This is a genomic window from Collinsella aerofaciens (genome assembly GCF_015552075.1).
GTDB lineage: Bacteria > Actinomycetota > Coriobacteriia > Coriobacteriales > Coriobacteriaceae > Collinsella > Collinsella aerofaciens_Y.
Map to the genome: position 1 here is coordinate 25,257 of NZ_JADNDZ010000023.1, position 11,314 is coordinate 36,570.

The window sequence follows — 11,314 nt, forward strand, 5'->3', positions numbered from 1 at the left end:
GTTTAGTGCAGGCGCCCCGATAATCAGTGCGCACTTCAGAGCCTTATTTTACTGCAAACTCCGGGCTAAATACTACCCTGCCCAGGCGAACGAGCGTAGAGCCCTCCTCAAGGGCAGGCTCAAAGTCCTCGCTCATGCCGCAGGAAAGCTCAGGCAGGTTCAAATCGGGATGCGCCGCCTCCAGCTCATCCCTCAGCTCACGAAGCCCCGCAAAGGTGCGGCGTGCCACATCCTTATTCCCCCGGGGCGCCATAGTCATAAGCCCCTGTACGCAAATTCCCTCAAGTTCCGCAAGCTCGCCCGCGTCGGCACGAATCTCATCGGGCGAAAAGCCTCCCTTCGACTCCTCACCACTCACATTGACCTCAATGAGCACACGCTGGGGGCCGGCGAGCTCGCCTGCCTCAATCTTGCGGACAGCACGGCTCGAGATCGCCTGCGCCAGATGCAGCGAACCCACCGAGTGAATCAGCTCGGCTGAGCCCAGCACCGCATTGATCTTATTGGTCTGCAGGTTGCCGATCATATCGAAGCGCACCTCGGGCAGCTCCGGATGCTCCGCCAGACCCGTGAGCTTGCGAACCAGCTCCTGCGGGCGATTCTCGGCAAAATGGCGATATCCCGCCTGGATGGCGGCAACGGTCTCATCGACACCAACGGTCTTGGACACGGCAATGAGGCGCGCGGCGTCGTGGGGACGGCCTGCGCGATCGAGCGCCGCATAAAAACGTTCCAGAATCTGCTCGCGGCGAGCGCGCATCAAGTCCAAATAGTTATCCATTGCCAATCGCCTCCGCTGACAGCCAAACAAGTAGTCCCATGCTATCGCAAGAGCGCGGCCCCGCATGTGCAAGGCCGCGCTCACTTAGGTATTTACAATCTTTCGACGAACGGAATTACTTACTCCTCGTCGTCCTCGCCATCGTCCTCGTCCTCAAGATGATCGAGCAGGTAGCGAAGACCCTCGCTGACCTCGTTAGTGGGCACCTTGGCAACGTAGCGAGCGTCGACGGCGGGCCTCATGATAACACCCTCGCCCGAAGGCACGCGCATGCTCTCGAGCTCATCCTCATCAGTGCAGGCGATATCACCGGCAGTCATACGCTGTCCGGTCAACAGGAAGGTCAGACGGCAGGCGGCATCGATGGAAATCGAGGCGATGCGATCGAGATAGCGCGATACCATGATGGCGCGGCGCAGGTCGTCATAGTTGCTGTCGTCGTCCATAAAATCGCCCGTGTCCATGCGGTTAAAGGTGCGGAAGAACTTCTCGTAGGCGGCGTGCACTGGCTCGTCCTCGACGGCCAAGTTGCAGATGATGGACATGTCGTTGGTGACGAGCGCAGAAAGCGAAGAGCCCAGCACCTGGTAGACGGCCTCAGCCTCGGCCTCGACCGTGCCGACAAGCTCCTTGGGCAGCGAGATGTCGGCCTTGATCATATGACGCGTGGCGCGGCAAATCTGGCGAACCTTATCGGTCATGCGCTGCAGGTTAAAGTCGACGTAGATGATCGTCTGCAGCAAGCGGAAGTCGGAGGCGACCGGTGACTGCGTGGCAATCAGGTTGTAGCAGACGGCCTCCAGGTTGGCGCAGCGTGCGTCAATCGAAAGCGTGCGCTTCTTGGTCTTGGTGGCGAGCTTGCGGTCGTCGGTCACATAGGCCTTCACGGCATCGTGGAGGGCCAGATCGACGGCCTCGTAGATGCTCAGCATCTCGTGACGGGCCTCGATGAGCTGACGGGAAAACAGTTTGCGCATGGTTCACTCCAATCAGTTGGGTGCGGTCATGCCGCCCGCACAGTGAATACGCACCGGACCAGATCCGATCGGCTTGGGACTAGTCGCACCGATCAGCCAAAGCGGCCGGTGATATAGTCTTCCGTCCGCGAGTCCACCGGGCTGGTGAAGATCGCGTCGGTTTGACCATACTCGATGAGCGTAGCGGGCTCGCCGGCAACTTCCTGCAAGAAGAATGCGGTGTAGTCGCTAATGCGAGCTGCCTGCTGCATTGAATGCGTGACGATGATGATCGTCATCTCGGGCGCCAGCTCGGCCATCAGATCCTCGACCTTAGAGACGGACGTGGGGTCGATGGCGGAGCAGGGCTCGTCCATCAGAAGGACATCGGGTTGCACCGCAAGCACGCGCGCGATGCACAGACGCTGCTGCTGACCGCCCGAGAGCGCCAAACCATCCTTGTTGAGCTGATTGGATACCTCTTTCCAGAGGTTGGCGCGCTTGAGCGATTCTTCCACGATGTCATCGAGGTCACTTTTGCTAGTCACGCCCTGCAGACGAGGGCCAAAGGCGACATTCTCGTAGATGGATTTAGGAAACGGGTTGGGCTGCTGAAAGATCATGCCCACGCGACGACGGAGATCGACCGGGTCGACACCCTCGGCATAGATATCGTTGCCGTCGAGCGTCATGGTGCCCTCGACGCGCGTGCCCTCGATCAGGTCATTCATGCGGTTGATGCAGCGCAAAAACGTCGACTTGCCGCAGCCCGAAGGGCCAATGAAGGAGGTGATGGCGTTTTTGGCGATGTTGAGGTCAAGCCCCGTCAGCGCATGAAAGTCACCGTACCAAAAGTTGAAATCCTTGGCCGTAATGGCCGCTTGCTCCAACGTGGGAGCGGACTGATAAACGGACATGGGACTCCTTAACTAGCGACGCTTGCGCGACAGGAAGCGCGCAAACAGGTTGAAGGCCAGAATGATCACCATCAGCAAGAGCGCGGTGCCGTAGGCTGCGTTCATGTTGATGCCGTCGTTGGCAAGCAGATACAGGTGAACCGTCATGGGGCGGCCGGAATCGAGCGGCGAAATAGGTAGATTGATGGCCTGCCCCATGGTATAGAGCACCACCGCGGTCTCGCCAATGGCACGGCCGATGGCGAGAACGATGCCCGTGGCAATACGGCCAAAGGCAGAAGGAAGCACGATCTTGGAGACAACCTGCCACTTGGTGGCGCCCAGGCCATATGCGCCCCAGCGGATATAGCGCGGAACGGCGCGAATGGCCTCTTCGGTGGTACGCATGACGATGGGAAGCATCAAGAGCGCGAGTGCCAGGGCGGCCGAGACCATCGAAAGGCCCAGGCCCATGGCCTCGACAAACAAGGCGTAGCCAAACAGGCCCATAACGATGGAGGGCACCGAGGCCAAAGCGTCAGCAGCGTAGCGAATGAGCTCGACGACCTTGCCCTGCTTGGCGTACTCGGCCAGATAGACGGCTGCCAGCACAGCGATCGGCGTGCAGATAAGCATGGCGAGCGCCGTCACGTAGACGGTCGAGACGATCGTGGGCCAAATTCCGCCCTCGGCGTTGACGCCCTGGGGCCAACCGAAGATAAAGTCGAGCGAGATGTGTGGCAGGCCGTTGATGACCACGTAGGCGATGATAGCGACCAGCACCAGCGTGGTGATGTAGGCAGCGGCACGAAACACGCAAAGCATGATCTTGTTGGACAGGTCCTTGTTGATGCGGCCCTTCTTGCCGTGGGAAAGGGCACGCTTGATGCGCTCGCGCGACGAGGTCGTATCGACCGTCGTGTCAACGGAATCGGACATAGCCTACCCCCTCTTCTTCTTGGAAATCAGACGGACGATGCCCACCAGCGTGGCGGAGATGATAAACAGGACCACGCCCATGCCGAACAGCGCCGAGCGATGCAGACCCGAGGAATAGCTCATGTCGAGCGCGATCTGGCTCGTGAGCGTCGAGATAGGGCTCGCAATGCTGTCGGGAATAACCGGGGCGTTACCTACGACCATGAGCACGGCCATGGTCTCGCCGATGGCACGGCCCATACCCAGCACGATGGCATCAACGATACCCAGCTTCGCGGCAGGTAGCACGACCTTATAGATGGTCTGCCACTTGGTGGCGCCCATGGCATACGATGCCTCGCGAATGCCCATGGGAATGGAATTGAGAGCATCGATGGTGAGCGTGGTGATGGTAGGGACGATCATGATGGCGAGCACAAACCACGCCGTCAGCGCACCAAAACCAAGGCCGCCGGTCAGTTGTGCGATAAACGGGCGGATGATGATCATGCCAAAGAAACCAAAGATGATAGAAGGGATGCCGGCCAACAGGTCAACGGCGGGGCTGATGAGCTTGCGCACGCGCTTGCTGGCAATCTCGACCAGGTAAACGGCCGTACCCACGCCCAGCGGCACGCCCATGGCGAGCGCACCGACGGTCACCAGACCCGAGCCGGCAAGCAGCGACAAGATGCCGTAGTGGCCCTCGGAAGGCGCCCACGTAAAGCTAAAGAAGTCCGCCAGACCGATGTCGGTAAAGACGGGCAGCGCCGAGTACGTGGTAAAGACAAAAATCAGGATGACGGTAACGACCGCCAAGAACGCGCAGGCAAAGAAGATCCACTGCAGCGCCTTCTCCTTGATATAGGTACTGCGCGATACGAGCGCCAGCTCGCGCTTCTTGGGCGTCTGAACATTCTGCTCAGTCTGGGAGTTTTCCTGTGCTTCCATGCTACTCACTCCCCTTCTCGTCGTTGGTGACGGGAATAAAGCCCGCCTCGCGAATCTGCTTGTCCATCTTTTCGGACGTCACATAGTCGATGTAATCCTGCGCCTGCTGCGAAGGCGCACCCTTCACAAAGAAGTAAAGGTCGCGCGAGATGGGATAGCCGCCACTCGCGACCGTCTTCTCGGACGCCTCAACATGATTGACCGAGACGGCCTTGACCGAGGTCTTGGCGTTGAGGCTATCGACGAAGCCCAGCGAAATGTAGCCGATGGCCCCACGCGAACGAGATACCACGTCGCGCACCTGGCCCGTACCCGAAAGAACAGCCGAGCGGCGATCGAACGGCGTGCCATCCATCACGATGGTACGGAAGGCCTCGCGCGTACCGGACGCCTCGTCTCGGTTGATGACCTGAATCCTCAGGTCCTCGCCACCGACCTCTTTCCAATTGGTAATCTTGCCGGCGTAGATATCGCGGAGCTGCTCGGTCGAGAGGTTATCGACCGGGTTATCGTCGTTCACGATGACCGCGATACCGTCGTGGGCAATTACGATGGGGGTCAGGCCCAGATCCTGTTCGTCGGCATTGAGCCCACGGGAGGAGCTGGCGATATCGGCCGTGCCGGCGCTGACGGCCTCGATGCCAGCGGAAGAACCCAAACCGGAAACGAGCACGTCGATGCCGGTCTCCTCCTTAAAGCCCTCTGCCGCAATCTCGGCGATAGGAAGGCAGGTCGTGGAGCCGGCCACGGTAATGGAAGAGGTAGAAGATCCCGAAGAACAGGCGCACAGCGTAAGCGTAAGCACAGCGGCGCTCAGGACCGATACGATCTTTCTCATAGCATCACGCCGATCGCGGCATGGCGCCCACAGGTGCCGTCCTCGTTACGGTAGGAATAAAAGCGGTCGTTCTGACGCACAGTCGAAAGCTGGGCATCCACGATATTATCCGCGTCCACACCGATATCTACCAACGCCTCACGAATGGCGGCAGATAGATCGAGCATGCGAGAAGCGCCCGCATCGATGCACGAAAACTCGACGGCAAAGCGATCCATGAGTTCCTGGGATACCTCATATTCGTCAGCCAAGATATGGGGGCCGATATAGGCGGAAACGTCGCTCGCATCGCAGCCGGCAGCATCGCAAAGCGCCCGGCACGCCTTGGCGGAAATACGTGCAATCGTGCCCTTCCAACCGGAGTGCACCACGGCAAATCCGCCGGGAGCCACCAGCACCACGGGAACGCAATCGGCAAAGCAGAGCAGCACGGGCACGTCATGGGCCGTACAGACGATGGCATCGCAGCCCTCGGCAATCTGCTCGCGAACAGCCTCAAGATCGTCGGCGCCGTTCGAAGTCACCGTAACGATATGGTCACCATGTACCTGATTGGGCACGAGCAGATTATGCTCGCACTCAGTGGCGCCCATAGCTTCGAGCGCTCGACGACGATTTTCTTGAACAGCAAAGGGGTCATCGCCTACATGCGAGCCCAAGTTGAGCGAGGAGTACGCATCTTCAGAAACGCCACCGGTGCGCTCGGTAAAGGCAAAGCGGACATCGGATGTCGCGCCCTCCACCAACGTAACTCCATCATGGTCGACACGCGAAACGTTGTCCGCACGTGCTGCCATACTAAAGCCTCCTAATAACACAAGTACCGCGGCGTCGCCGCGCAGTCCGCGTTTATACGGCTGTCATACTTCCTTAAAAGGATACCCGCAGCGGTAGGGACCAAACGTAAAGGGAACGTAAGGAGATTGGAGGCTTTCGTTTACAAACGAGAAACAAAACGGGGTGCATCCAAATGGACACACCCCGTGCAGGTCGTTGAGAAAAACGAACTAGAAGCTACCGCGCTTCAGGAAGTCGGGAAGCTCGAACTGGTCGTTGCCAAAGTTGGGCAGCTCGGTACCACCGACGTTGCGGGTCGGAGCGGCCTGAGCCGGGCTGGTAGCCGGAGCGGTGCGCTGCGGCTCAGCGGAGGCAGCGGCCTTGCTCTGAGACTGCTGAGCAGCAAAGAGCTCGTCCTGACGGTTGACGTTGGAATCGGAGAAGCCCGTAGCGATGACGGTGATACGCACCTGATCGCCCAGGGACTCGTCGACAACGGTACCGAAGATGATGTTCGCCTCGGGGTCGACGGCGTTGGCGACAACGTCGGCGGCGTCGCTGATCTCCTGGATGCCCAGGTCCTTGGAACCAGCGATGGAGAGCAGCACGCGCGTGGCACCATCGATGGAGCTCTCGAGCAGCGGGCTAGAGATGGCCTGCTGGGCAGCGTCGACGGCACGAGTATCCCCAGAAGAGGTACCGATACCCATCATGGCGGTACCGGCCTGCTTCATGATGGTCTTAACATCGGCGAAGTCCAGGTTGATGATACCGGGGACGGTGATGAGGTCGGTGATGCCCTGGGTGCCCTGGGAAAGAACGCCATCGGCAATCGCGAAGGCCTCGAGCATGGTGGTCTTCTTCTCGGCGATGTCGAGCAGCTTATCGTTAGGGATGACGATCATGGTGTCGACGCAATCGGAGAGGGTCTTGATGCCCTCCTCGGCGCTCTTCTTGCGCTTGCGGCCCTCGAAGGTGAAGGGCTTGGTCACGACGGCGACGGTCAGTGCGCCGACCTCGTTCATCGCGATATCGGCAACGATGGGAGCAGCGCCGGTACCGGTGCCACCGCCCTCACCGCAGGTGATAAACACCATGTCGGCGCCAGCGAGCGCCTCGGCAATGTCGTCGCGGGACTCATCGGCAGCCTTGCGGCCAACCTCGGGGTTGGCGCCGGCGCCCAGGCCGCGGGTAAGGTCGGTGCCGATGTGCACCTTGATATCGGCATCAGAGATCGCGAGTGCCTGAGCATCGGTGTTGATGGCAACAAACTCGACGCCGCGGATGCCCTCTTCGATCATTCGATTGACCGCGTTGGTACCGCCGCCGCCGACGCCGACCACCTTAATGACGGCAAGGTAGTTGTTGATCTCTGTCTCGTGCATGTCGGTCCTCCGAACAAAGGTTATAGCCATAGCATGGGTCGACCCCTGCGCACATTAACCTTCAGGTTGAAAGTAAATGCAAAGGTAAACCGTATTATGTTTGCACATTATGAACGTATCAGTCAAATAATTGACCGTGAAAACCAAACAAACCAGATAAACGGCGTGGTATGGCCCCTCAACAAAGCACCAACCAGCGCTACGAGGTCGGAGCATTCCTAAATGTGTAGTTGCCCGGAGAGCGCACATTGATATACGTTACGCCCTCTACCTGCGAAAGCAACTTGGTGACTACGCGTTCCTTCTTGGCGATATCGTCCGAATCGCCCAGCGACACCTCAATGCCGTTATTGAGGTTTGCCGAGATGGCTTCGACCGAAGGCGTGGAAATATCCTTGACTTGTCCCAAGAACTCGCTCGAAAAACCACGCACATAATCCAGACCGGCCTTAACGGCTTTGGAGTTCACCGCCTGGCCGGAAACCGGAGCGACATCCGCCGAGACATCAGTCAACAACACCGCGCCATAATGCTTGGCGAGCGCCAGCGCGGCATCGATTCCGGTCAAGGTATTTGAGCCCTGCCCTGTCGTGATGACGTTGCCCTGGTCGTCCACTTCGACCGACGTCGACAGCGGGGCGATCCAGGTGTCATCGTCTCCGATAGCCCAGGCAAGGTCGTCGGAGCTGATATACGCAATGGCAATAACTTTACGCTCCGTCGGCGTGATGATAAGCGTATGCGGGAACTGACGCTGGACATCCACGCCCGAGACCCACGGGTTCTGCTTGAGGTCCTCGGTGATCTGGTCGGGATCGACGTTAAATAGCGACGTTCCCTCGGGCAAATCGATCAGCTGGATAGCATCGTGCTTCGTCACATGCTCACTGCCTTGAATCTGAATATCAGTGGCAGTAAACAATCCAGAGTTGATCACCACGATGGCAACGACGACGAGCACGGCCAAGACGGCCAGAACGCCGCCCACGATTTTGCCTTTGCCTGTAACGACAGAAGCGGCGTCTGATGTTTTATTTGCCATCGCTCCAAGTGAAGATAACGGGTTGAAACCTTTTTTACTCGAAGGCTTCTTGGCGGTAGCCGGCACCGATGTCAGCGAGCGCGGTTTCGATGCGCCCAGCGTGCGACCTGGACGCGCCGCTTTAGTTCCCGTCGAGGGCTTGGGAGTTGCCATGGGACGGGCAGGCTTGGCGCCCATAACAGGCTTTGACGTCACCGAGGGACGCGAGGACTTTTTTGCGGCCGGACGATTACCGAGCTGCGAGCCGACGACCGGACGACCGATCTGTCGAGCATGCCCGACAGACTTAGAGTGCGCGACGGTATTGCGTTGAGGTTTGGCAGGCGTGCCGGAACGCCCTCCGGCGCGGCGGAAGGTGGGTTTCGATGCTCTAGAAGCCGAGGAATTTAACTTCCGGTCTGAGCTCGATGCCATACGCCTCCCTCACCTTTCCGTGCACATGTCTAATAACCGCGGCAACGTCATCGGCCGAGGCAGTTCCGTTATTAACGATAAAATTAGCGTGAACGGGCGAAACTTCCGCGCCGCCAATCGAAAAACCCTTTAATCCACAATCCTCGATAAGCTTGCCCACACTCGCATCGGGCGGGTTGCGAAAGACCGACCCGCAGGATGCGCGACCCATGGGCTGCGTACGCTTGCGCCTCGTCAGGTACCGCTCCATGCGCTCGCGAATGTCGGCCTTGGGCGCCGGTTTAAGCTTGAGCACGCACTCGAGGATGATCTCATTGCGGGGAAGGCTACATTCGCGGTAGCCCCAAGTGATCTCGGACCCCGCATAATGCTTGATACCGGATGCCGGGTCAAACGTTACGACATCCTCAACCAGCGAGCCAATCCACTCGGTCCGTGTGCCGGCATTCATAGATATCGCACCGCCGACCGAACCAGGGATGCCAACGGCAAACTCAAGGCCCGAGAGGCTACGCGACAGGGCATCGTTGACCAGACGCGCAAACATCACGCCCGCTCCGACCGTCAGCGTGCAACCGTCATCGGCAACAACCGTGCGCTGAAACTCACGTCCGAGCGAAATGACGGCACCGCGATAACCGCCATCGGCAACCAGCAGATTGGAGCCCTTGCCGATGATGACCCACGGCACCTGCTCGCGATCGAGCACCGCCACGGCGCGGCGAAGGGCATGATAGCTATGGCACGTCACAAAGAGGTCGGCCTTGCCGCCGATACGATAGCTCGTATGGCGCGCAAGGCGCTCGTCCTCGATGACATCCGTGTCGATCATGCCCGAGAGCGCCATGACGGCGTTAAACAGACCCATTAGACTTAAGCGTCTTTCTTGGCAGTCAGATACTCGATAAACTCAGGACCGACGGTCGTAACGTCACCGGCACCCATGGTGAGCAGCAGGTCGCCCTCGCCCACCATCTGCTCGAGCTCCTGATTGAGCTCAAGACGGCTGGAGCAGTACACGACCTCCTTGCCAGGATGCTTGGCGCGCACGGTATCGGCGAGCATCTTAGAGGTGACACCCGGAATGGGCATCTCGCCAGCCGAGAACACATCAATCAGCAGCAGTTTATCGGCATTGGCAAATGCATCGGCAAAGTCGTCGCACAGGGCCTGCAGGCGCGAATAGCGGTGCGGCTGGAACACGACGTCGACGTGCTTGTAGCCCAGCGACGAAGCGGCAGCAAGCGTCGCCTTGATCTCGGTGGGGTGATGGCCGTAATCATCGACCACGGTGATGCCATCGATATCGCCCACGTGGGTAAAGCGACGGCGGACGCCCTCAAAGCTCGAGAGCGCCTTGGCGGCGGCGTCGATGTCAAGGCCTAGGACATGGGCGACGGTGAGCACCGCCGTGGCGTTGAGCATGTTGTGGCGACCGGGATTGCTCTTGATCTCCACAGCATGCTCAGTGCCGTCCTCAAAACGAACGATAAAGTCGCTCTGGATGCCCTTGACATCCGGGTGCATGCAGACGATGTCGTTGCCCTCGGCAAAGCCGTAGGAAAGCACGTGACGGCCCGTCGACTTGGCGAGCTCGACCAGATGCGGGTCCTCACCGCAGACGATGACGGTGCCGTCCTCGCCCACCAGGCTCATGAATTTGGCGAAAGTTGCCTCGATCTCCTCGATACCCGAGTAGTGATCGAGGTGGTCGGCCTCGACGTTGGTCACAATGACCACGTTGGGGTTCAGGAACAGGAAGGAGCTGTCGGACTCGTCGGCCTCGGCGACAAAGTAGTCGCCCGAGCCGTTCTTGCCGTTCGTGTCATAGCCCTCGACGATGCCACCGATCAAGAAGCTCGGATCCAGACCCATGCGGTCGAGCATGGTGGCGCACATCGAAGACGTGGTGGTCTTTCCATGCGTGCCGGCAACAGCGACAGTCGTGTAGCCGTGGCCCAATGCAGAGAGCATCTTGGCACGGGGCCACACGGGAATACCAAGCTCGCGAGCGCGCACGAGTTCAGGGTTGGACTCCGGAATAGCCGTGGAGACAACAACCACGTCGGGCTTGACCTCGTCGATCGTGGCGGCCTCATGGCCCACATGCACCTTCACGCCAGCGCGGGTGAGCTGGCGGATATAGCGTGACGTCTTAAGGTCGGAGCCGGTAACGGCATAACCGCGCTCGTGCAGAACGAGGGCGATGCCGCTCATGCCGGCGCCGCCGATACCGATAAAGTGGGCGCTCTTAAACTCGGGCGCGGAGGTTGCAGTCTGGGAATCAGCCATGTGCTCGTGTACTCCTTGCGTAAACACTGCCTGTAACCCGTTAACTGTACCGCACCTACCGCAT

At 59.3% G+C, this 11,314-nt stretch carries 11 protein-coding genes; all 11 read right to left on the reverse strand.

Going from position 1 to position 11,314, the window contains the following annotated elements:
* Window positions 1–43 precede the first annotated feature (43 nt).
* Window positions 44–781, reverse strand: a complete 738-nt coding sequence (locus I2D41_RS01685) for a YggS family pyridoxal phosphate-dependent enzyme (protein ID WP_161162100.1) — start codon at window positions 779–781, stop codon at window positions 44–46.
* Window positions 782–900: 119 nt separating this feature from the next.
* Window positions 901–1,758 (reverse strand): phosphate signaling complex PhoU family protein, encoded by an 858-nt coding sequence (locus I2D41_RS01690; protein ID WP_161162099.1) that lies wholly within the window; start codon window positions 1,756–1,758, stop codon window positions 901–903.
* A gap of 92 nt (window positions 1,759–1,850) precedes the next feature.
* Window positions 1,851–2,654: a phosphate ABC transporter ATP-binding protein PstB gene (gene pstB / locus I2D41_RS01695; protein WP_089571588.1), complete on the reverse strand. Its 804-nt coding sequence runs from the start codon at window positions 2,652–2,654 to the stop codon at window positions 1,851–1,853.
* A 12-nt stretch (window positions 2,655–2,666) separates the two neighbouring features.
* Window positions 2,667–3,572, reverse strand: coding sequence for a phosphate ABC transporter permease PstA (gene pstA / locus I2D41_RS01700; RefSeq protein WP_161115576.1), 906 nt, complete (start codon window positions 3,570–3,572; stop codon window positions 2,667–2,669).
* Between the two features lie 3 nt (window positions 3,573–3,575).
* Window positions 3,576–4,502 carry a phosphate ABC transporter permease subunit PstC gene (pstC, locus tag I2D41_RS01705; RefSeq protein ID WP_195363333.1) on the reverse strand — a complete coding sequence of 309 codons (927 nt, stop codon included), beginning with the start codon at window positions 4,500–4,502 and terminating at the stop codon, window positions 3,576–3,578.
* A gap of 1 nt (window position 4,503) precedes the next feature.
* Window positions 4,504–5,340 carry a phosphate ABC transporter substrate-binding protein gene (locus I2D41_RS01710; RefSeq protein ID WP_055251678.1) on the reverse strand — a complete coding sequence of 279 codons (837 nt, stop codon included), beginning with the start codon at window positions 5,338–5,340 and terminating at the stop codon, window positions 4,504–4,506.
* Window positions 5,337–6,137 (reverse strand): polyphenol oxidase family protein, encoded by an 801-nt coding sequence (locus I2D41_RS01715; protein ID WP_195363334.1) that lies wholly within the window; start codon window positions 6,135–6,137, stop codon window positions 5,337–5,339. The genes I2D41_RS01710 and I2D41_RS01715 overlap by 4 nt, the downstream gene beginning before the upstream one ends.
* A gap of 210 nt (window positions 6,138–6,347) precedes the next feature.
* A complete protein-coding gene (ftsZ, locus tag I2D41_RS01720; protein WP_022094491.1) occupies window positions 6,348–7,502 on the reverse strand; it encodes a cell division protein FtsZ in 1,155 nt (384 codons plus the stop codon).
* Between the two features lie 199 nt (window positions 7,503–7,701).
* Complete coding sequence (locus I2D41_RS01725; protein ID WP_231501570.1) at window positions 7,702–8,490, reverse strand: cell division protein FtsQ/DivIB; 789 nt, start codon at window positions 8,488–8,490, stop codon at window positions 7,702–7,704.
* A gap of 424 nt (window positions 8,491–8,914) precedes the next feature.
* On the reverse strand, window positions 8,915–9,826 hold the full coding sequence (murB, locus tag I2D41_RS01730) for a UDP-N-acetylmuramate dehydrogenase (RefSeq protein ID WP_006234257.1): 912 nt from the start codon (window positions 9,824–9,826) through the stop codon (window positions 8,915–8,917).
* A 5-nt stretch (window positions 9,827–9,831) separates the two neighbouring features.
* A complete protein-coding gene (gene murC, locus I2D41_RS01735; protein ID WP_195363335.1) occupies window positions 9,832–11,250 on the reverse strand; it encodes a UDP-N-acetylmuramate--L-alanine ligase in 1,419 nt (472 codons plus the stop codon).
* Between the last annotated feature and the right edge of the window lie 64 nt (window positions 11,251–11,314).

Coding starts and splice junctions, on each gene's coding strand:
- ftsZ (WP_022094491.1), bottom strand. CDS start 7,502: ATGCACGAGACAGAGATCAACAACTACCTTGCCGTCATTAAGGTGGTC.
- murC (WP_195363335.1), bottom strand. CDS start 11,250: ATGGCTGATTCCCAGACTGCAACCTCCGCGCCCGAGTTTAAGAGCGCC.
- I2D41_RS01715 (WP_195363334.1), bottom strand. CDS start 6,137: ATGGCAGCACGTGCGGACAACGTTTCGCGTGTCGACCATGATGGAGTT.
- pstC (WP_195363333.1), bottom strand. CDS start 4,502: ATGGAAGCACAGGAAAACTCCCAGACTGAGCAGAATGTTCAGACGCCC.
- murB (WP_006234257.1), bottom strand. CDS start 9,826: ATGGGTCTGTTTAACGCCGTCATGGCGCTCTCGGGCATGATCGACACG.
- I2D41_RS01685 (WP_161162100.1), bottom strand. CDS start 781: ATGGATAACTATTTGGACTTGATGCGCGCTCGCCGCGAGCAGATTCTG.
- pstB (WP_089571588.1), bottom strand. CDS start 2,654: ATGTCCGTTTATCAGTCCGCTCCCACGTTGGAGCAAGCGGCCATTACG.
- I2D41_RS01690 (WP_161162099.1), bottom strand. CDS start 1,758: ATGCGCAAACTGTTTTCCCGTCAGCTCATCGAGGCCCGTCACGAGATG.
- I2D41_RS01710 (WP_055251678.1), bottom strand. CDS start 5,340: ATGAGAAAGATCGTATCGGTCCTGAGCGCCGCTGTGCTTACGCTTACG.
- pstA (WP_161115576.1), bottom strand. CDS start 3,572: ATGTCCGATTCCGTTGACACGACGGTCGATACGACCTCGTCGCGCGAG.